This is a genomic window from Psychrobacter sp. 4Dc (assembly GCF_002836715.1).
Classification (GTDB): Bacteria; Pseudomonadota; Gammaproteobacteria; order Pseudomonadales; family Moraxellaceae; genus Psychrobacter.
The window spans coordinates 64,272-86,913 of record NZ_PJAT01000065.1 but is presented as its reverse complement, the minus strand read 5'-3'; the positions used below and the strand labels follow the sequence as shown (position 1 = coordinate 86,913).

The following is a 22,642-nucleotide window of genomic DNA, read 5'->3' as shown; positions in this document are numbered from 1 at the left end:
ATTATGAGTAATAAAAACAATCATCCAGATAGCCCTGTTGTTGAAAGTACAGTTGTTAAAGCAACGGATACAAAATCAGATACAGCAAAAAAAGAATCTGCTGCAAAAAACACCTCGACTAAAGACACTAGCGCTAAAGAAACTGCTAGCAAAAAAGCGGTCGATGAAAAAGTGGAAACCACTGCTGCCAAAAAACCTGCTCCAGCTAAAAAAACTAGCGCGACCAAACCAGCTTCAAACCTAAACCGTGTTGCGATCTTAGGTGGTAACCGTATTCCATTCGCTCGCTCGAACGGATCATACGCTGATGTTAGCAACACAGACATGCTAACCGCTGCATTGGACGGCTTGGTTGAGCGTTATAACCTGCAAGGCGAAACCGTAGGTGAAGTGGTATCTGGCGCAGTCATGAAACTTAGCCGTGATATCAACCTTACTCGTGAAGCCACATTGAATACCGCGCTGAACCCACATACGCCAACTTATGATATCTCACAAGCTTGCGGTACTGGCTTACAAGCGACCTTTGCTTCTGCTAACAAGATTGCACTTGGTCTGATTGATTCGGCGATTACTGGCGGTGTAGATACTACTTCTGATGCTCCTATCGCTGTCGGCGATGGCTTGCGCAAAGTACTGATCAAACTTGGTGCAGCAAAAGACAACAAACAACGTCTAAAAGCACTAATGGGTCTCAATCCAAAAGACTTAATCGATTCACCACAAAACGGTGAGCCACGTACTGGCCTATCAATGGGCGATCATCAAGCGATTACCACGCTTGAGTGGAATATCAGCCGTGAAGCGCAGGATGAGCTTGCATTTAACAGCCATCAAAACCTAGCACGCGCTTATGACGAAGGTTTCTTTGACGACTTGATCACGCCATACAAAGGCCTAACTCGTGATAACAACTTGCGTCCAGATACTACATTAGAAAAACTGGGCAAATTAAAGCCAGTATTTGGTAGAAAAAATGCCAATCCAACGATGACAGCTGCCAACTCTACGCCGCTTACTGATGGTGCTTCTTGTGTACTACTAGGTACTGATGAGTGGGCAAAAGAGCACGGCCTAAAACCACTTGCTTATATCGTCCATCAAGAAACCGCAGCGGTAGACTTCATCGGTAAATCTGGCACCACAGAAGGCTTACTAATGGCACCAGCTTATGCGGTACCACGTATGCTTGAGCGCGCTGGTCTGACTCTACAAGACTTTGACTTTTATGAGATTCATGAAGCCTTCGCTTCACAAGTACTATCAACCTTAGCTGCTTGGGAAGATGAGAAATTCTGTGAAGAGCGCTTAGGCTTAGATGCACCACTAGGTTCTATCGATCGCAGCAAATTAAACGTAAACGGTTCATCACTAGCGGCAGGTCATCCATTTGCGGCAACTGGTGGTCGTATTCTAGCTACTGCTGCTAAATTATTGGATCAAAAAGGTTCAGGTCGTGCACTTATCTCTATCTGCGCAGCAGGTGGTCAAGGCGTGACTTGTATCCTAGAAAAATAAGCTTGGTCACTTTTAAGTGAACAAGATACGCTGACTTATTAGTTTAATCAGTACATATCTATCAATAAAAAATGCCCTTTAATTTATTTAAAGGGCATTTTTTATTGTCTGTACTTTGCTATGATAGAAACGACCTAGATAGTAGCCTCTTAAAAAAGCCGATACGCAAAACAAAGGTAATATTTATGGGTAAGACAAAAATTTTATTAAGAAAAATGAGGCAAGTTATTTTTGGCTCTGAAAAACTGATGATGACAGAACCGCTTACAACCGCTGATTTTCAATCTCTAACGACTGAGGAGGATGTAGATCGGTACCATCAGGAACAAGCCATTCTTACTGAACGCATCGAAAAAGACATTCTTGATGATGATTTACGTCGAAAAATGCACCAAGACTTAATCGATACATATGATGAAGAACTAGAAAATGAAATAGATGACTATGCACGTGACTTTCGTTTTAACGGACGTGAGATGAGCGAGCAAGAAAAACTGGATCGACGTACCTACTTTCAAGAGTTGGTACGACTACAGCGAGAACTGATAAAACTACAAGATTGGGTAGTTGATCGCGGTGAGCGTATTGTCGTTATTTTTGAAGGGCGGGATTCTGCTGGTAAAGGTGGTGCCATTAAACGCATTACCCAACGATTAAACCCACGCGTGTGCAGGGTAGCTGCCCTGCCTGCTCCCACTGAGCGTGAGCAAACACAGTGGTACTTCCAACGTTACGTGGCCCACTTGCCTGCAGCAGGCGAAATCGTATTGTTTGACCGTAGTTGGTACAACCGCGGAGGCGTTGAGCGTGTTATGGGGTTTTGTACTGACGCGCAATATGAGGAATTTTTTCAATCAGTACCAGAGTTTGAGCGTATGCTCGTACGCTCAGGCATTCGCTTAGTAAAATACTGGTTTTCTATCACTGATGATGAGCAACATGCACGATTTATGAGCCGAATATATGATCCGCTTAAGCAGTGGAAACTCTCACCAATGGACCTACAGTCGCGCAGACGCTGGGAAGATTACACCAAAGCAAAAGAAACCATGTTTGAGCGTACTCATATTCCTGAAGCACCTTGGTGGGTTGTCGAAGGCAATAACAAGAAGCGGGCTAGGCTGAACTGTATTGCCCATTTGCTCGACCAAATCCCTTACAAAGAAGTCCCTCGTGACGAAATTGAGTTACCCAATCGCAAACGCGATGATGAGTACTACCGCGAACCTATTCCCGATGATATGTATGTACCGCCTCGTTATTAAGCGACTAGCGCCTACTACTATAAAAAATTAAAGAAAACTGATCTAAAAAGCAGCCTTACTAAATAATAAGGCTGCTTTTTTATATTAATAAGTTCAAAACTACAGCCAAACTCATTAGAGATACAGATATGTTTTCTAGATACTACCCAGTTATTACATAGATACTACATAGTATAAGTCGATTGCAAACTATCGATTTTTCCCGCTAGTAGGCGCTCAACTTCATTCTTAATTCTTTGGCCAGAGACATCACTACCAATTTGCACAGCAAACCCTGCAGGTCGACTGCCTTGACTCTTAGAGTTAATCCAAACAATCTTACCATTCATTGGTAGACGTTCACTAGAGTTGGGTAGCGTGATAGCAATAAACACCTCATCACCCAATTGCTGAGCTTTATCAGACGGTACAAACAAAGCGCCATTACTGACAAATGACAAATAGCTGGCATATAACATTTCGATACTTTCATAATGACAGGTTAAAATCCCGCCACGTCCTGGCATTGCCATAGTCAGCTTCCTTCATCAACTGGGTTTAATATATTTATATAAATAATTGATAGTATATAGTTAAAAACAATTGCAAATTTTTGAACAATAATTAAGCACTCAAGCATGGCTCTATAAGCTTGCTAACTCTTGCATTAGCTTATCATAGGCAAATTTTTCTTGCACATTTTGTTGTAGTGCGATTTTGGTCTGCTGCACGCTGTTGGCAAATGCCTCTAACCCGCTATCAGTAGGTTGATAAGTAGCCAATATCGTTGATAGATTGACATCCTTTTGCAGTTCAACAAGGCCCAAACAGACACGGCGTATATCAAGGAGCATCAGCTCAGACAGCTGTATAAACTCTTTAATATTGAGCTGACCTTGCCAATAATCACTTGCCGCCACACCACTACGTTTACCGCTACGTAGCGCCTGCCATGTGGTTAACCATAAGCTGCGCTTGCTATACCATGGTGCTTGCGCCAAAGCGATAGCAGCTAACGGCGCACCATTGGCCAGTTGTATCAACTGCTCAATCGCAGCGGTACCGACGGCTTCGCGGTTAATCGTATGACCTAGCGCCTGCGTCACATAATCGACAGCAACAGTCGGCTCAATTGTCTGTAATGCTAACTGTTGCACACGACTCTTAATCGTTGGCAATAGTTGAGCAGGCGTATCACTAATCAAAAACAGATGCACCTGCGCTTGCGGTTCTTCCAATGTCTTAAGCAGCGCATTAGCAGCGGCCACCGTCATTTTTTCAGCGTGATCTAATACACAGATGCGCATCCCTTGCCCGCCTTGATAAATAAAAGGCTGCAAAGCACGAATATCATCTACTTTGATCTTAAGTGCGCTATTGCTAGTAGCTTTAGCGCCTTTTTTATCTTTTGTACTGCTTGATTTTTCTTGAAGCGCATCGCTTTCGGCACTGATCGGCATACTAACGAGTGGTAATACTTGCAAGCTCGGATGAGTTCCCGACTTGAGCCACTGACAACTCTCACATACTTCACAAGCACCTAGTGGGTGTGTACCACGCTCACGGCATAATAGCCAAGCGACCAATCGCCATACAAAGGCGCGTTTGCCCATACCTTGCATACCAGCAGCGAGCAATGCATGCGGCAAAGACTGCTGCTTAAGTACGCGCTCAGTCAACTGTAACCACAGTACTTTTTGCCATGGCAGTAGTGGCGCAAAATACATACGGTCTGTGTTATCTAGTGCGTCCATATTTCCTGTCAAATTATTCATGGTTATGGCTCTATCACATTGATTAGGTATTTCAGGTATAGCCAAGATAACAATACTTTAGCGTTGTATGAAGCTTAGAATCGTACGCAACTTTGCTCAGACTATTACTTAGTAGAGTTCTGAAAGTTATCTAAGCTCATCGCATTTAGACGGTCTAAATCTTCTTGTGTATCGACGCCAGCTGGTAGCTGACAGGCAGCTTCTGCGATTGCGATATGCTGACCATTTTCTAAAACACGTAATTGCTCTAAGCTTTCGAGTATCTCAAGTGGTGTTTGTGGCCAGTTTACGAACTGCTGTAATAGACTGACACGATAAGCATATAAACCCAAATGGCGATAGGCGTTATTCGGTGGTTGCATCTGGTTATTATCAGCCAATACAACATCACGATCACAAGGAATCGGTGCGCGGCTAAAATAGAGCGCACGCTGTACGTTATTAGCAAATTGACTGACCACTTTTACTACCGATGGCCGCTGGAACGTATCATAGTCATCGATAGGCTCACAGAGTGTGGCCATCACGCTATCCTCATCCGCTACCAAGAGCGCCTGTACTTGTTCCAAAAGCAATGGTGGTACAAGGGGTTCATCGCCTTGCATATTCACCACAATATCGTGGTCAGCCCAACCTTTGATAGCTGCTACCTCTGCCAAGCGATCCGTCCCTGAAGCATGCTCACTACTGGTCATAACCACATCAAAACCTGCATCGGTGCAAACTTTTGCAATTTGCTCATCATCAGTCGCTATACACATGTCATCAGCAAAACTTGCTGTCTGCGCTTTTTCTGCTACCCAAAGTATCATCGGCTTACCATGAATAGTTAACAATGGCTTACCAGGTAGCCGTGTACTCTTAAAACGTGCAGGAATCACGATATGGGTTTTGGCAGGTATGGTGGCGAACGACATGGCGTATTCCTATAAAAATTATACGGCGACTTAAAATATTAGCTGATATTTATAATGAGGCTGACGTGTTCATATCATGGTCGATACGAATCCCTAGCGTCTTTAGCTGCGCATCTAGATTATGATAAATACTCTCTGATAATACAGCCGTCACTGGCAACACCCATAGTCTACTGACAAGCTCTATATACTCATCACTGAGTGCTTGTGTCGCTGTATAGTCTGCCAACAATACGCTGATTTTTACCGCATCTTTACTGGTTACGATGATAGGATAATCATCATATTGTAAAAGCTCAGCCAAACTAAAATCATAATGGTCAGGGTAAGGATGCCCCATGACCTCAAAGCCAATAGATTCTAAGGTATCAAAAAACCGCTGCGGATAGCCGATACCACTAACAGCATGAACTCGGCTATTATTAGGAGGCTTCACACTATTTACTTGAGCTACACTCGATGTAGGATCCCATAGGCGCTGTAACTCAGCAGCTTGCAAATGCATGGTCAAACGATCAGTAGACTGTATCTTATTACCACTTCTAGAAGTCCGAGTTAAATCTGTACTTGGCTTTTCATGATAAATAACATTGGCACCCTCTAATCGTGACATTGGCTCACGCAAAAAGCCCGTTGGCAATAGTTGCTTGTTACCAAACCCACGGGCGGCATCTACCACAATCCATTCGATATCGCGCTGTAGTGCATAATGCTGCAAACCATCATCTGCAATAATCAATTGCAAATTAGGCTCTGCCTTTAATAGAGTGGCAATCGCTTGCTGACGATTGGGGCACACTGCCATAGCAGCGCCTGTCGTATGAGCAATCAAACAAGGCTCATCCCCTACTACATGGGGTAAGCTGGTAGCACTAACCAATGCTGGCATTTGACTCGTATCACCGCCATACCCGCGACTGATTACCCCTAATTTTATGCCTTTTTTTTGTAAGTAGCTGACCAGAGCAATAATCAGCGGCGTCTTACCACTACCACCCACACTGATATTACCAATGACCATCACAGGAATAGGTGCTCGATAGCTTGATAATAGGCCAGCCTTATAAGCTTGACGACGCAATAAAGTGATGAAACCGTACAACCAGCTGATAGGCAGCAACAACCACAACCAAACAGCTTGACGTTGCCATGCGCGGGTGACTGTCGTCTCAATACTCATTAATCAATATCGCTTATCTTATTGGTTCATGGCTGCGTGAAAATTGGCTAAAAACTTCTAAACTGGCTACTCGAAATCTCGAGCATACATTTGCGCATAGTGGCCTTGCAGCTGCATTAGCTCATTATGTGTTCCTAACTCAACAATCTGGCCGCCATCCATCACAGCAATACGATCCGCTGATTCGATAGTCGTCAATCGATGGGCAATGACCAGTGTGGTGCGGTCTTTCATCACATTATCGAGCGCTTGCTGAATGTAATACTCAGACTCATTATCAAGTGCGCTAGTGGCTTCATCTAAAATTAGAATCGGTGCATCCTTTAGTAGTGCGCGAGCAATAGATAAACGCTGACGCTGTCCGCCTGATAACTGTAATCCTTCAGCACCAATTTCACTCTGATAACCGTTTGGCATTTTCATAATAAAGTCATGAGCAAAAGCTTCTTTCGCTGCTCGTTCAACTTCAGCTTGAGTCTTATTAGCCAGACTTCCATAAGCAATATTGTTTAATACCGTGGTATTGAACAGTACAACTTGTTGGTTTACCATAGCGATTTGGGCGCGCAAACTCTCTAATTTAATGTCTTCAATTGGTATGCCATCCAGTGTAATCTGACCTGAGGTCGTGGTGAGCGTACGTGTCAATAAATTAACCAGTGACGACTTGCCTGCTCCACTTCGTCCGACCAACGCTACTGTTTCGCCTGCTCGGATATCCAAACTAAAATCACGTAAAGCGATGGTTGAGTCAGGATAGGTTAAACCAACATTATTCAGATTGACCTCACCTGATAAAGAAGGGCTTTGTATGCCTGTATCAACTTCTTCAGTCTCATCAATTAACGCAAAAATCGACTCACCAGCGGCAATGCCTCTTTGTAGCTTTTGGTTGACATCAGTGAGCGAGCGTACTGGTTTGCTGAGCAAGCCAGCGGCGGCAATATAAGATATGAATTCGCCCGCTGTGATATTATCGATTATTGATGGCTGTAGTGCTAGCCATACTACTACAGACATGGCCATCGCCATCAATAGCTGTACGGCTGGGGTGTTAATACTATTGGTAACCACGATTTTCATACCTTGACGCAAGTTCTTTTTCGATACTTCGTCGAAACGGCGTGCTTCATAAGGTTGACCACCATAGTTTTTTACCACTTGATAACCACCAACTACCTCATTCGTGATATGACTAACACCACCCATGGTTTCTTGGATACCTTTGGAAAGTTTAATATATCGTTTGGAAGCCACTCTAACCAACCATAAAATGGGCGGCAAGACTAAAAACAAAATCAAGGTCAATCGCCAATTGGTATAAAGTAAAAACCCTATTAACGCTATAACTGTCAAACCATCACGCACTAAGGTTTTCATTGAATCGGTACTGGCCGCTGTTACCTGCTCTACATCAAAGATAAGCTTCGATGAAATAGTTCCAGAGGAGTTGGCCAAGTAAAAAGAACTTGGCAAGCGTAAAAGCTTATTAAAAACTTCCACTCGCAGTTTATAAACTAGATTTCTTGAGACCAGAGCAGAATAGTAGTTACCCAGAAAGCTACCAACACCGCGTACAAAGAACAATGCAATAATTAACAGTGGAAATAAAGCTTGTTTACTACGGTCATTTTGATTAATAGCATCAGTAATATATTGTAATAACTTGGCAATCCAGATCTCTGTCCCTGCATTAATTGCAAACCCCACTATTACTAATAGTAACGCCCACCAATAAGGCTTTAAATAGCTCAAAAGACGTAATAATGTACTAAGTTTAGGAGTTGATAATGACTGTGCATTGCTAGATAATTTTTTTGTTTTGGAATGGCTCATAAAAGCCTCAATTTGGGTAATATAATATGAATGGACCGTGTGGAACACAGTTTTATGGTAGTAAGGCTATATATGTCAATGTGGTAGAGTTTGACCAAGGGGTACCACTGTACTGATGTTTAAATTCAAAAATCCGAGCTTTCCAGCGATATCCATTACTCGTACCACAGACTGATGGGTCGCATTGGCATCCGCTGCAATGAAAAATAACATATCGCGATTGCTGCCCGCCTCTTGCTGCAACATACTGGTCAGTTCAGCCTCATTGCTACTAGCAAGTGTAATGCCGTTGACCAAATAGCTACCATCTTCTTGCACAGCTACTTCGATACTGTTGTTTTGATCTGTCAGTGCGACACCTTCCGCTTCAGGAAGGATAATATTTAAACGACTAAAGTGATTGAATGAGGTAGCAAGTAATAAAAAAACAATTAAAAACAGTAAACAATCAATCATCGGTGTCAGATTAATTTCAAGCGGTTCAACCGTTGGTTTTCTAAAACGCATATCAATCTCTTTAATTCAGCTACCATTTATAGGCTCAAGACATCTATTCTTTAAAACCGCATTGACTACACTGCCGCTATGCTAGTCTTATCCGAATCCAACGCACCGAATGAACGCTCTTGCACAATACTATCTTCTATTGACGTACGGCTAGAAGATGTAGATGGCTGCGTACTAGCAAGCAAGTGATAATCATACAGCTCTTGAATCATAAGACCTGCTTGAGTCTCAAACTGAGCATTAATATCAATGATACGGCGCTGAAAATAACGATAAGCAACCAGCGCAGGGATAGCAACAATCATACCAGCAGCGGTAGTGATTAGTGCCTGTGATACACCAGCGGCTAGCATCGTCGGATCTTGCATGGCGCCATCGGTAATCGCCAAAAATGACGATATGATCCCTAGTACCGTACCTAATAGGCCAAGTAACGGCGCAATGGCACCAATTGTACCCAACATATTGATGTTTTTTTCTAATTGATGAACTTGTACACTGGCACGATTTTGCATGTGCATCGTCATCGACTCTAGCCCGTACTGACGGTAAAGCAAACCCGTTGCCAAGATATCGCCAAGCGCCGTCTTTTCTTTTACATTCATCAATTGTGTGCGGCCAATATCGCCATTTTCACGTAAACGAGTTATTAGCTGTTCGCGCAACCTGCTAGGAGCAACTTTGTTAAACTGTAGCGTATGGCTACGTTCAATAATGATAACTAATGCCAATATAGAACAGACCACGATAGGTGTCATTAGCCAGCCACCTGCTTTTACCAACTCCCACATATCTACTCTCTTCCGTATTTTTGCAAAAATAGTTGTTCAGAGGCGACTTAGCGTTTGGATAGATACAGCTAACTCGCAAACGTTATTAAGCCTGAGCTTCTATATGTTTGATCAACGCAGCTAATTGGTCTTGATTGTGGAAAAATATCTCAACACTACCTTGACCATCTTTTTTATGCTTTAGTTTGACTTCAGCACCAAGCATGTCTGTTAATCTCTGGGTTAAACGCTCTACATCACGAGATTGCGCTTGTTCAGCACGATTGATTTTGGGCGCTGGCTGCAAGATGGATTTGACCAATTTTTCTGCTTCTCGCACGGTCATACCGCCATCGATAATCTTTTGCGCGATGATAGGTTGTTGTTCAGAGGACAATGCTAAAAGTGTACGAGCATGACCCATATCTAGCGCACTGTTGGCTAAATGGTCTTTTACTGTATCATGCAGCTGATTTAAGCGGAGTAGATTCGATACTGTCGTACGCGCCTTGCCGACGACTTCAGCGATCATGGCATGACTCATACCAAATTCCGTATGAAAGCGCTGCAATGCTGCCGCCTGCTCAATCACTGATAAGTCTTCGCGCTGAATATTTTCAATCAGTGCTAATGCAATTGCCAACTCATCAGATAAGGCGCGCTCAATCGCAGGGATAACTGCTTTTCCTGCCATTTTTGCTGCGCGCCAACGGCGTTCACCAGCGATAATTTCATGAGTGACAAATGCTTCACTTTTATCTTCGTTTGCCAGTAGCGGACGGATAACGATAGGCTGCATCACGCCATGCTGCTCGATAGAAGACGCCAATTCTGCAAGTGCTGTCTCACTCATATCACGACGAGGCTGATACTTACCTGCTTGCAAACGTGTGACATCGATCTGGACAAGGCTAATCTGGTCTTCGGTTGTGCTCGTATCTGCACTATTGCCACGCGATTTGTTGAGCGGCGTCTTGCTAGTAGTACGAGATGAACGTGGCGCGCGAGTACTACTCTCACTAGCAGCATCGTTATCAGTAGTCTTCGCAGATGATTTTTTACTGGCTTTTGTCGGAGTGATATCAGGCGCTATGTCTGTGGATACAGTATCTATAGGCGCATTAGTATCTACAGGCACATTAATATCTGGCGCAGCATTTTCACGCGCCACCATGTCGTCTTGCAAGGCAGAGGCGGTAATTTGCTTTTCTTTTTTGATTGACCCTAATAAGGCATCTAAGCCCCGATTAGCAGCCAACCCTCTTTTCTTCGCCATGATTACCTATCCTCTAACGCTAAAATAAAAGCCAATTGATTACTGATGCGGCTTACTAAATACAATGTTAAGTGCTCTATGCTTATGCTATTCATTTACTGTCTTGATCAGTGACACTTTTTATCTAAAAATCCTTTGTGAGAGACTTTAGATAAAAACTAGCTGCTTTGCTTCATCACTTCAGCGGCCAACTTTTGATACGCGCGCGCGCCTTTTGACCACCTCTCATACGCAATAACTGGTAAGCCATGCGCAGGGGCTTCTGCCAAGCGAATATTTCTCGGAATATGGGTTTTGTACATGATATCGCCAAAATGCGCTTCTAACTCAGTAGATACATCACGGGCAAGCGTGTTACGCGCATCAAATAGCGTTCTGACCACACCGCGTATATATAGCTTAGGGTTCAACTCTGTAAGACGTTCAATCGTTTGTGATAAGTCAGCCAACCCTTCTAGTGCATAGTACTCACACTGCATAGGGATAATCACACTATCCGTAGCCACCAACGCATTAATCGTCAGTAGATTCAAACTAGGCGCACAATCGATAATCACATAATCGTATGGCTGTTTTTGTGTGGATATCTGATCGTTAACCAATTCAGCCATGGCGGTTTTAAACAGCTCATGACTATCGGTCTTGCTCATTAAGGTAATGTCCATGCCAGCCAAATCGCGATTGGCACCGATGACATCGAACCCTGCAGGACTAGTAACAATTGCTTCAGACAACGCGACACCATCTAGCAAAACGTCCGCTATGGTAAGATCCAACTCGTTTTTGTCAACACCTGTACCACTGGTCGCATTACCTTGTGGGTCTAAGTCAATCAGCAGTACATGCTTGCGTTTAGCGGCCAAGCTGGCGGTCAAATTTACTGCCGTTGTGGTTTTACCCACACCGCCTTTTTGATTCGCAATTGCTATGATTTCCATACACTCACTCAATTTTATTAGGGTCTATTACTTTTGACTCGGTTGGTACGATTATTTTTTTATTCAATCTTACACAGCGACACTCGCTCAGTATCTAAAAATAAGCAATTCATGGTCTAAAATGTTCAGTTTGTGGTCGAGCATTTTAAATGCTTTTAAATACTATGTCATTTAGATACAGACGTAAACTGTGTTTCACAAAAAACAGTGCCTGTTTCATGACTGCGAAGTGTTTATGCCTTAGCTATCTTTAGCAGACATTTCAATTAAATGACGACTGTCGTGCAAACGTGGCACCGTCAGTTTAATGGTTTTGATATGCCAATCACTATCAAGTGCTTGCAGCTCTTCTTTATTCGGTACTTTACCTTTCATAGCACATAAGAAGCCGCCATCTGCCAATCTCGGCTGCGCTACTTCTACAAAATCTATCAAACTGGCAAACGCTCGTGATGTCACCACTGCATAGCTTGCTTCATGCGCTTCAATACGCGATGCAATCGGCTGCATATTACTCAAACCGAGCTCGCTGCTGATTTGCTTAATAAAGCGAATTTTCTTCTGATTGCTATCAAGCGCAGTACACTGGCGCTCAGGCTGACAAATGGCAATAATCACTGCTGGCAACCCTGCTCCCGTGCCGATATCTAGCAACGATCCGGCGGGTAAATGCGTTATAATAGACAGACAATCTATCACATGCTTGATCAGCGCTTCTTCTGGATCAGTGATGGCGGTCAGATTATACGCTTTATTCCATAGTAAAAGCTGGTCTAAGTACAATAATAACGTGCGCTGCTGCGTTTCACTTAACGGCAGACCCAGCTCATTTATCGCTTGCGCTAAGATATTGGCCAGCTTTGGCAGTTGCGCACCAAGCTTTACGAAACCAGTCGGATCAATATTGATAGTACCCATACTAGCAGACGATGAAGAGTTTTTAGCGGAAGCTGACATACAACGAGTTATCCAGTTTTGACTTGTGAACCGTTTATTTTATCATGCAGTCTGCCCATTGAATAGTTGCAGATTGCGCCAATGTGGGACATCTTATACTATCTACGCTTATCATGAGGCGTTATTCTGCTTTGATTGCCTCCAATTCGCTGATTAAGTCATTCGTTTTTTACTAGTTTTACTCAAGCATTTGCCTAAATATGATACAAAACTGCGCTTAATGACTTCGCTAATAGGTGACTATATCTTGTAAGATGTCATGATTGATTATAAAAAACTCAGAATACGCATGACTAGATAAAACCAATCACTTCTCATATTCCTTTAATACTTTTTAAGATGATTTTTCAAACGCCTATGACAGAACAACCCTACACCCCTATATCGCAAGTATCAAAAGACGCTAACAATATGGTAGTACCTGCTACCGATACAAAAAACACTAAGCAAACAGCACCTGATACCCCAAACCCTATCTTCATAGAAGTTCAGCAAAATTGTCGCATTTCCGCTGAGCAATTAAAACGCTATAGCGACCCTGATGAGTTACCTACAGATACACGTACTGCGCCTGACTTAGATGTTGGTTTCGGCCAACAACGCGCGCTTAAAGCATTGCATACAGCGCTGGATATTAAAGCCAGTGGTTACCATGTGTTTGCCGCTGGTGAAAACGGTTTGGGCAAACGTACTGTGATTAGTCGTCTTTTGACGCGTATTGCCGCCGACGCACCAACGCCAGATGATTGGGTATATGTGCATAATTTCACCGATCCACGCACACCATTGGCGCTGCGTCTACCAGCTGGTCAAGCCTCGCTATTACAGCAGCAAGTTAATAACTTATGGCAGCAAGCAAAAAAGCGTTTAAGCCAACGCTTTCGTAGTGATCAATACCAGAGCAAAATCGAAGCCATCAAAAACAGTACCCATCAAAAAGAAAGTCATGCCTATGACGCGCTTAATGCTGAAGGCAAACAATATGACCTAGCATTGACGTTTCGCTCGTTCGATAATAAAGCAGTATTTGTTCATCCTAGTCAGCTGCCTACAGAAAGCAACAGCGATGATGACAAGCAAATAAAAATACCTAGCAATCATAAAGATTCAGAAAGGCTCAATGATAGCGAAAAAGTTAATATCTTGAGCAATAAAGATAATGAGAGTAAAGAAAATAAAGACTCTACATATGGCAATAATGAATACGAAGCTGAGCTGAATAACTTCGTGCAGAAGAACCATATGCAAAAGCGCCTGAGTCAATTGACTATCGCCTTAGAGCAACTAGAAGACGAAGCCAATGATGAAATAGAGGCATTACATCGTAGTATTGCCCAACGTGCTTTACAGCCATTATTTACCCCTATCTATGAGCAGTTTGCGACTCATCCACTTGTCGTGGCATATCTCAAGGCTGTATTTGATGACATGGTCACTCACGTAGAGCGTATCGTCAATGGCGATGATGAGGAGTTTGTGACAGCCGTGTTGGCTACGACGCCCAGTCGTTATGCGGTCAATGTTATTGTCAGTCATACACCTGACAGTGGCGCGCCTGTGGTCTTTGAGGATTTGCCAACTCATCTCAATTTGTTAGGTCATGTCGAGCAAATCACTCAATTAGGCACAGTAACCACTGATGTAAGTATGATTCGTGCAGGTGCTCTACACCGCGCTAATGGCGGCTATTTACTGTTAGAAGCCAGCCACGTACTTGAACATCCTTATGCATGGCAAGGCTTAAAGCGCGCTTTACAATCACGAAAAATCAAACTGTCTAGTCTAGAGCAAATGCTGACGCTAACAGGTAGCCTATCTCTCTCACCAGCGCCTATTGATTTAGATATCAAGGTTATCTTGTTAGGGGAAGCAGATTTATATTACGAGCTGCTAGAGCTTGAGCCTGAATTTGATGCAGTATTCAAAGTCCGAGCTGATTTTCATGACGATGTGCCTCGTACCATTGAGCATGAATTGGCACTGGTCGCAAAAATGGCCGATATCATTGACTACGCCAACCTTTACCCGTTTGATAGTAGTGCGCAGGCCACGCTACTTGAGCATTTAAGCTTGCAAGCTGAAGAGCAAGACCGTTTGAGCCTACACAGTGACTTATTGATTAAACTATTGCATGAATCAAACCGTCACGCGCGTTTAAATAGCGATGATATGGTAACGGCAGATCATGTCACTCAAGCAATCGATGATATGGATGAGCGTTCAGGATATTTGCGCGATCTGTACTGGGATGAGCTGAAAAACGGCCAACAGCTGATCCAAACGCAAGGCGACGCTATCGGACAAGTTAATGCATTAACCGTGGTCAGTTATGCCGATAGTGAGTTTGGCATGCCAGCACGGCTTACTGCGGTCATTCAGCCCAATATTGGCACAGGTGAAATTCTTGATATTGAGCGTGATGTAGACTTGGGCGGTAGTTTACACGCCAAAGGCATGCTGATTATGACCAGCTATTTGCGAGCGTTATTTAGTCAGCATCATGCACTGAATTTTAGTGCCTCACTGGCGTTCGAGCAAAGCTACGCACAAATCGATGGCGATAGTGCTACTGTGAGCGAAGGCTGTGCATTGCTATCCGCATTAGCAAACGTCCCCATCAATCAGTCTCTCGCGATTACTGGATCTATGAACCAGCTAGGCGAAGTACAAGCAGTTGGTGGGATCAATGCTAAAATCGCAGGTTTCTTCGACGCTTGCCGCGAGCAAGAGCTAACAGGCGATCAAGGCGTCGTCATTCCAATGGCTAATGTCAAACAACTGATGCTACGTGACGACATTATCGATGCCGTAAATAGAGACAAATTTCATATCTATGGCGTCTATACTCTAAGTGAAGCCCTGACGCTGATGACTGGTTTGCCCATCGACACCATGAATAAAAAGGGCCGTTATCGTAAAGATACTTTATTTGGTAAAGTATTAAGCCGTCTGATGCTATGGGATGAAAACCAAGAAAGCACGGACGACATCGATGATGAAAAGTCCAAAAAGAAAGCGAAGAAAAAGCGTAAAGAAAAACGTCAAAAGAAAGAAAATAAGAGAATAAAAGAAAAGCGAAAAGGTGAGAGAAGTAATGAGAAAAGCAGCGGGGAAAGTAGCAAGCAAAGCGATGCTAAACCTATTGATGAGGCTCTAAGCGATAGTGAGACAACAGCTGTTGACGGGAATGATAGTTGAAATTTGAACGGTACTACCGTTACACATATATTGCTGTTCGACTAGATTCATTGTTATATCTATGGCTAGATCGAGCAGCAACCATCGAATAAACATACGCATGCATGAACGTCGCTAGACGCTACGCTGCTTTTCTGCGATGATTAACGGTTCCTGATCGAGCAATATCGTGCCAGAAACCGACTTGTAACTTCATAAAGGGTATCTCTTAATGACTGTACATCCTACTGATGCTGATAACATCCAAGCTCAGTCCAATCCTAGTGAGCAAACAGGTGCACTTGCAGCTGTAGACACTGGTCCCTCGAAAGAGGCCAATGCCGCCAATATTAGTGACAATCGACATGGTGCGGCAACGACTGCTCGGCAATGGCAAGTACTATCACAACTGCAGCGCAATCGTTGGGTAGGCACCACGCATATTTATGAGCAGCTGATGATGGCAGGCTTTGATATTAGTCTACGTACTGTCCAACGCGATTTGAATGCCCTTGCCAAACGCTTCCCTATTGAAAAAAACAATGCCAATCCTCAGGGTTGGCGCTGGAAAGAAGACGCGCCATTGCAAAGCTTGCCGCATATGAACTTATCACAAGCGGTTGCTTTTAATATGGTCGAGGCCAATCTGACCCAGCTACTGCCCCCTGTTATCTTAGATGAATTATTTCCTTGGTTTGACTTAGCACGGCGACAGCTCAAAAACAGCAAAGTAACCCACTCTTGGATAGACAGGGTGCGTATTGAGCCTGCCACACAGCCACTCATCGCACCAGATATAGATTTGGACAGTAAAGACAATATTTACCATGCGCTATTTTATCAGCTGCAGATTCATGCTTGTTATACTCGTAGCAACAAATTACAAGCCAGCGAATACATCCTAAATCCAATCGCAATTATCCAGCGTGGCGTGATTATCTATCTACTGGCAACTCGTACCGACGACCCAGAAGCCACCATTCGCACCTTTGCCTTACATCGTTTTGATAGTGTTGAGATTCTCGAAACCGCTGCAAAAACACCAGAGAATTTTCAACTCGATACGTATTTGGATGAAGGCAGCATGGGCTTTAGCCACCCACTGTTTGGCGAATTGGATGAGCGTGGCAAGAATACTGCTGTTGAGCTTAGGTTCACTAGGCAAGCAGGTAAAAGTCTGACCGAAAGTAAGCTTAATGACGATCAAACCGTGACGTTAAATGAGGATAACACCCTTACTGTAAAGGCCACTGTTAACTTAACCTCACAGCTGGTCTGGTGGCTACGTGGATTTGGTAGTGGGTTATTAGAGGCTAAGCCTGAGCTGCTCTATCAAGCAGTATTAGATAAGTCTTCGACAGCAACCAGTGAGTGACATCGCTGACGTGAGACAGGCTAACATCCGCACGCCTTAAGTAAGCAAACATCAAATCTAGATAACGGTTAGAAACTAAGAATAAAAAAGGAAAGTTATGTCGACCACTGCCCCATCCCCACTGTTGTCAGATAGTTTACGAGGACTTGGACTAGACGCAGGGACTTTGTTCTTTGCGCTCAATTATGAATTTACCAAAATTGAGCCACAAGGCATGTTTAAGCGCTTTAAGAAAAATCAAAGCGCGATGGATATTGATTTGGCTTGCGTGTTATATGATGATAATTGCGTCATCAGTGACATCGTTTGGTTTAAGCAATTACGAGATAAAGCTGAATCGGTCAAGCATCAAGGTGATAGCTTAAATGGTAAGGATCGCGGTGGACAAGCCATGTATCTTGCCCCGCTTGATCAAGAACAAATCAGATTGGAACTCGAAAAAATTCCTGCTCATATTACTCATATTGGTTTAATCGCCAACTCATACCACGGTCATTCGTTCTCTAGGGTGAAAAAAGGCGAAATTCATCTGAGTGACGATGAAGGAAACCGTTGTTTTGAGGTAAACCTTAAGCAGCTCCCACGCGACTGCACGACGTTATGGGTAGCGCATTTGCGTCGATCTGTTGACGACTGGCATTTAACGTTGCAAAACTTACCACTCACTGCAGAAGGTCTAGCAGATGCAGCACAAGAAGTGGCTCATGAGTTAGCACGTGCATTGCCCATTCCTCAGGGAATATAAGAGCAATTAGTAATCGCATATATAAAAGGTCCTGTGCTATGCGAGTACAAGACCTCTTTTTATAAGCAAAGCATTAACTACAATTAACTGCTAAAAACCTATCTCTCATAAATCATTTCACACTTGCCTATAAAACTTCACCGCAATGCGGACAGAAGTTCTTTTGGCGCGTCTCAACTTCTTTTTCACGCCGTTCGAGCTCTTGCTCTCGAAGTACCTGTAAGACGATATTTTGTGCCTGCTCTTTATCTAAACCAAGCTCTCGACGAATTTTATCAATCATCATCTGATTCTGTACCAAATCAAAGTCACTATCAATGAGCTGCTCACGAAAATGCTGTTCAAGCTCCTCGCGGCGCTGAGCCAATTCATTCGCCAATCCCGTCGCTAGAATACCAGCCGGCAGTGCGGCCAGACCCACACCCAATATCGTAATGATAGCACCCAATATTTTGCCCGCATTAGTAATTGGCGTGACATCTCCGTAGCCTACTGTTGTCAGTGTCACCACAGCCCACCACATCGCTTTAGGTATGGACTCAAACTCATCTGGCTGTGCGTGATTCTCTACCAGATAAATACCGCTAGAGGCGGTCACAATCATAATAATAAGAATAAAAATAACAGCCTGAAATGAGCCTCGCTCCTTGCTAATCACGACTAGTAAGATACGCATTGAGGCAAAATAACGCGTCAATTTTAGAATTCGAAACAAACGTAAAATTCGCAAGAAACGCAAATCAATGTTGACAAAGAAATTCAAAAAGGCGGGTACGATGGCTACTAAATCAATCAATGCGGATGGACTTCTAAGCCAATCCCATCGCTGTTTCCACGTTGTATTATCGGGCTTTGCTTCAGCCACACTCCACAGACGCAGTAAGTACTCAATAGAAAAGACAACGATAGAGAAGTTTTCGAATAAGGTGAAGTAATCTTGATAAGGGTAATACCACTGATCGACAGACTCGGCTATCACAGCAGCTACGTTAGTCATAATTAGAAATATAAGAAAATAATCGACGTAACGGCTAAATAACGTGTCATGTTCTTCGTTTTGTAAAATATCATAAACAAAATGACGCAAGCGCCGTATAGATTGGAATAACATGCCAGCCCTATGCGGTGAAATACCGATTTGATATTAATAGAATAAAACAACGGTCAAACAATAAAGACCAAACTTTCATCACAGGACATAGGATATATTTGCAGCAATCATCTGTGACTTTTAACAGAAGCACTTCATTTCAGTACTGACTTGTCCATTATTAGCCTTGACTATCGGCTATACAAAATGTAGATAATAAATATAGACCGATACCAGCAGTATAAACACAATTAGTAAGATAGAGAACCTTAAGAACTGTTCGTCAGCGCGAAGCTGCTGGCTAATGTCTTGCGCAGGTATCAAAAACAAGTGACATTCAGGACAACAAGAGTCTACCTGATTCAGTATTTTCATCGTACGCGCATTCGTACAGCGTAGAGGGGAGTTACTGCAATAGCCAAGCATAATATATTGCACCTCTTGTTGAATCATAAATAAGAGATACCGACTTACGTCAATGACACTTACTTAAAAAGCAGCTTTTGTTGTGTTTAATTATAAACTGTAGACAATTGAATTACATGTAAATGTAATTTATTACAGAAATATTGCTACTTTATGCTCAAAACCTTACCAATAATAATGATTTTCGTATTATAATAGACATTAAATGTTACAGATTAAACTTTAATCATAACATTATGTATCAGTAGCTAATGTCATCCCTCATTAGAAAACTGCTGATAATTTTTTATTACGTTAAGGAATGAAATGATGAAACTACAATCCCTAGTTTTAGCTGCTGCTACTGCACTTACTATGACATCAGCTTTTGCTGTACCAGCCGGTGCATGGACTGTCGGTGCTGGTGCACACTATGTTGATCCTAAAAGCGACAACGGCACTTTAGGTGATGATGATGTTGTTAGTTTTGATGTTGATGTTGATGGCGATGTTAGACCTACTTTGACTGGTGAGTATTTTATCGCCAACAACGTTGGTATTGAATTACTTGCATCTCTTCCATTTCATCATGATTTTGACTTAAATGCTGCCGATGGTACAACAGCTTTAACAGGTAAAATTCAGCATCTACCAGCAACCTTGTCTCTACAGTATCATTTTGATGATTATAATATGCCAATGAACATTAAGCCTTTCATTGGTGTTGGTGTGAACTACACGACTTTCTTCAAAGAAAAACTTAACACTCCTGCTGGTGCACCTTCTGACTCTGCTGCTGATTTAAAATTTGACGATAGTGTTGGTGTAGCAGGTCATATTGGTCTTGATATACCTTTTGCCCCAACTGAATACTTCCGTATCGATGCCCGTTATATGGACATAAAAACTGATGCTAGCATAAACGATGAAGGTAATACTCTTGAGCTTGGTGAAGTCGATATCAGCCCTTGGGTATATGGCGTAGCATTCGTTAAACAGTTCTAATTTAGTAAAGTATAATGCGTAATAAAAGCCAGCTTGATAGCTGGCTTTTTTGTGCCTATTAAAATTACGGCTACTACCGTTTTTCTACACCAGCTACTAGGCAATTATTTATAAAAATAGCTAATAATATACAAGAACAAATAATCTCCATAGAAAAAGACCACCCGTGGGCAGTCTTTTTTAATTGCTAGCTAGTTTTAGATCAAGATACGACGTGGGTCTGCCAGTAGCGTTGCGATATAACGAGTGAATACAGCAGCGTCTGCGCCATTGATCACACGGTGGTCATAAGACAAAGACAGTGGCAACATCAAACGTGGCTCAAAGCTTTGTGTCTTCGCATCCCAACGTGGCTGCATACTTGCTTCAGAGACACCTAAGATACCAACTTGTGGCCAATTAACTAGTGGCGTAAATGCTGTACCGCCCAAGTTTCCTTGGCTCGATATGGTAAAGCTTGCCCCTTGCAAATCTTTGGTGCTGAGCTTCTTATCACGAGCTTTTACTGCAAGCTCGCCGATCTCAATCGCAATTTGTTTCAAACCTTTATCTTGTACATTTTTGATAACAGGGACGATAAGACCATCATCTGTTGCCACAGCAATACCCATATTGACACTTTTACGCAATATAACCTGAGTATTGTCATCGCTCAAATGACTGTTGAATCGTGGATGCTGGGTCAACGCGTAAGCAGTTGCTTTAACCACAAATGCCAAGATAGTGAAGCCAACACCTTCAGCTTTCATGCCACCTTTTAGCTCACCACGTAGCTTTTCAGTCTCAGTGATATCAGACAGATCAAACTGCGTTACTTGCGGTAGCAAAGTATTGTAGTTGAGCTGCGGTATCGAGACTTTCTGCAAGCGGCTAAGGTCTTGTGTTTCTGTCTCACCCCAGATCTCAGCGTTACTCATGTCAGGCAGTTTCGGTAGACCTGAGCTAACAGGATTACTGCTCACAGGTGCCGCTTTCTGCTTGGTTAGACTGTTTTTAACATGTGCAAACAAGTCCTCTTTTAGAATGCGATCGTTTAGAGCTGAACCATTCACTTGTGTGATATCAACACCTAACTGACGGGCTAGTTTGCGAACAGCAGGACCTGCATACACATCAACCAATTTTTCATTGACCTGTGCTTCAGTTAATTTACCCTCTGTTTTGCTAGCAGCTGTATCAGTATTGGTCGGTTTGGCAGCTTGTTTTGGCTCACCAGTGGTTTTAGCAGCTGATTTATCTTCTGTTTTGGCGGGTGCTGACTCTTGTGGCTTAGGAGCTTCAGATTCACTATCACTAGCATCATCTGTACTACTTTCCACGATGATGATGAAGTCCTGACCATTAGCAACCATATCACCTGCTTCGACCAAGATTTTCTCAATCTTGCCGGCAACTGGCGCTGGTACTTCAACTGAAGCTTTATCTGATTCGATTAGCAAAATGGACTGCTCAGCGCTAACAGTATCACCAACGCTCACCATGATTTCAGAAACTTGTGCCTCATCAACACCTAAGTCAGGTAATGCATGAGTAGTTGCTTTACCAGCATTAGCGGCTGGCTTGGCAGCAGACTCTGATTGCGTTGACTCAGTTGCAGCAGGTTCAGGTTTTGATTCTGGTTTAACATCGTCTGGGCTGTTCGCTTCTTGCTTTTCAGCGGCATTGTCATCGTTGCTTTCTGCGCTATCCTCTGCGCTTTCAAGCTCAATTAGCACCATACCTTCGCTGACTTGATCACCGATAGCAACACTAATCTTAATCACTTTACCAGCAGCAGAGCTTGGTACTTCAACCGATGCTTTGTCAGATTCTAATAATACGATGTTGTCGTCTTTTGCGATGACATCACCAACTTCTACCATAATCTCGCTGACTTCGGCACTATCAACACCTAAATCGGGGGCTTTAATGTCCATGATTTATTTCC

General features: G+C 43.1%; 18 protein-coding genes. 6 read left to right on the top strand and 12 right to left on the bottom strand.

Going from position 1 to position 22,642, the window contains the following annotated elements; all coding sequences use genetic code 11:
* Positions 1-3: 3 nt before the first annotated feature.
* Positions 4-1,518 (top strand): acetyl-CoA C-acetyltransferase, encoded by a 1,515-nt coding sequence (locus CXF61_RS03720; protein ID WP_165597198.1) that lies wholly within the window; start codon positions 4-6, stop codon positions 1,516-1,518.
* 185 nt (positions 1,519-1,703) lie between these two features.
* Positions 1,704-2,783, top strand: coding sequence for a polyphosphate kinase 2 (gene ppk2, locus CXF61_RS03715; RefSeq protein WP_264755659.1), 1,080 nt, complete (start codon positions 1,704-1,706; stop codon positions 2,781-2,783).
* 164 nt (positions 2,784-2,947) lie between these two features.
* Here ppk2 and CXF61_RS03710 read toward each other — a convergent pair whose 3' ends face one another.
* The 10 genes from CXF61_RS03710 to rsmG form a co-directional block, all read right to left on the bottom strand.
* A complete protein-coding gene (locus CXF61_RS03710; protein ID WP_165597197.1) occupies positions 2,948-3,295 on the bottom strand; it encodes a PilZ domain-containing protein in 348 nt (115 codons plus the stop codon).
* Between the two features lie 111 nt (positions 3,296-3,406).
* Complete coding sequence (locus CXF61_RS03705; RefSeq protein ID WP_165597196.1) at positions 3,407-4,537, bottom strand: DNA polymerase III subunit delta'; 1,131 nt, start codon at positions 4,535-4,537, stop codon at positions 3,407-3,409.
* A 104-nt stretch (positions 4,538-4,641) separates the two neighbouring features.
* Complete coding sequence (gene kdsB / locus CXF61_RS03700; protein ID WP_165597195.1) at positions 4,642-5,454, bottom strand: 3-deoxy-manno-octulosonate cytidylyltransferase; 813 nt, start codon at positions 5,452-5,454, stop codon at positions 4,642-4,644.
* 49 nt (positions 5,455-5,503) lie between these two features.
* Positions 5,504-6,634 carry a tetraacyldisaccharide 4'-kinase gene (lpxK, locus tag CXF61_RS03695; protein WP_165597194.1) on the bottom strand — a complete coding sequence of 377 codons (1,131 nt, stop codon included), beginning with the start codon at positions 6,632-6,634 and terminating at the stop codon, positions 5,504-5,506.
* A 66-nt stretch (positions 6,635-6,700) separates the two neighbouring features.
* Positions 6,701-8,470 carry a lipid A export permease/ATP-binding protein MsbA gene (gene msbA / locus CXF61_RS03690; protein ID WP_165597193.1) on the bottom strand — a complete coding sequence of 590 codons (1,770 nt, stop codon included), beginning with the start codon at positions 8,468-8,470 and terminating at the stop codon, positions 6,701-6,703.
* Between the two features lie 75 nt (positions 8,471-8,545).
* Positions 8,546-8,977: an ExbD/TolR family protein gene (locus tag CXF61_RS03685; protein ID WP_165597192.1), complete on the bottom strand. Its 432-nt coding sequence runs from the start codon at positions 8,975-8,977 to the stop codon at positions 8,546-8,548.
* A gap of 65 nt (positions 8,978-9,042) precedes the next feature.
* Positions 9,043-9,768: a MotA/TolQ/ExbB proton channel family protein gene (locus CXF61_RS03680; protein ID WP_165597191.1), complete on the bottom strand. Its 726-nt coding sequence runs from the start codon at positions 9,766-9,768 to the stop codon at positions 9,043-9,045.
* A gap of 85 nt (positions 9,769-9,853) precedes the next feature.
* Positions 9,854-11,023, bottom strand: coding sequence for a ParB/RepB/Spo0J family partition protein (locus CXF61_RS03675; protein ID WP_165597190.1), 1,170 nt, complete (start codon positions 11,021-11,023; stop codon positions 9,854-9,856).
* Between the two features lie 158 nt (positions 11,024-11,181).
* Positions 11,182-11,961 carry a ParA family protein gene (locus CXF61_RS03670; RefSeq protein ID WP_165597189.1) on the bottom strand — a complete coding sequence of 260 codons (780 nt, stop codon included), beginning with the start codon at positions 11,959-11,961 and terminating at the stop codon, positions 11,182-11,184.
* Between the two features lie 240 nt (positions 11,962-12,201).
* Positions 12,202-12,918, bottom strand: coding sequence for a 16S rRNA (guanine(527)-N(7))-methyltransferase RsmG (gene rsmG / locus CXF61_RS03665; protein WP_165597188.1), 717 nt, complete (start codon positions 12,916-12,918; stop codon positions 12,202-12,204).
* Positions 12,919-13,275: 357 nt separating this feature from the next.
* Here rsmG and CXF61_RS03660 point away from each other — a divergent pair, with 357 nt between their 5' ends.
* The 3 genes from CXF61_RS03660 (at position 13,276) to CXF61_RS03650 (ending at position 18,215) form a co-directional block, all read left to right on the top strand.
* Positions 13,276-16,116, top strand: a complete 2,841-nt coding sequence (locus CXF61_RS03660; protein WP_165597187.1) for an ATP-binding protein — start codon at positions 13,276-13,278, stop codon at positions 16,114-16,116.
* 211 nt (positions 16,117-16,327) lie between these two features.
* On the top strand, positions 16,328-17,470 hold the full coding sequence (locus CXF61_RS03655) for a helix-turn-helix transcriptional regulator (protein WP_165597186.1): 1,143 nt from the start codon (positions 16,328-16,330) through the stop codon (positions 17,468-17,470).
* A 97-nt stretch (positions 17,471-17,567) separates the two neighbouring features.
* Positions 17,568-18,215 (top strand): TerD family protein, encoded by a 648-nt coding sequence (locus CXF61_RS03650; RefSeq protein WP_165597185.1) that lies wholly within the window; start codon positions 17,568-17,570, stop codon positions 18,213-18,215.
* Between the two features lie 127 nt (positions 18,216-18,342).
* Here the strand turns inward: CXF61_RS03650 and CXF61_RS03645 are convergent, their stop codons facing one another.
* Positions 18,343-19,326, bottom strand: coding sequence for an ion transporter (locus CXF61_RS03645; protein ID WP_165597184.1), 984 nt, complete (start codon positions 19,324-19,326; stop codon positions 18,343-18,345).
* Between the two features lie 714 nt (positions 19,327-20,040).
* Between CXF61_RS03645 and CXF61_RS03640 the strand changes: the two genes are divergently transcribed.
* On the top strand, positions 20,041-20,715 hold the full coding sequence (locus tag CXF61_RS03640; RefSeq protein ID WP_165597183.1) for an OmpW/AlkL family protein: 675 nt from the start codon (positions 20,041-20,043) through the stop codon (positions 20,713-20,715).
* A gap of 197 nt (positions 20,716-20,912) precedes the next feature.
* Here the strand turns inward: CXF61_RS03640 and CXF61_RS03635 are convergent, their stop codons facing one another.
* Positions 20,913-22,631: a 2-oxo acid dehydrogenase subunit E2 gene (locus CXF61_RS03635; RefSeq protein ID WP_165597182.1), complete on the bottom strand. Its 1,719-nt coding sequence runs from the start codon at positions 22,629-22,631 to the stop codon at positions 20,913-20,915.
* Positions 22,632-22,642: the final 11 nt, after the last annotated feature.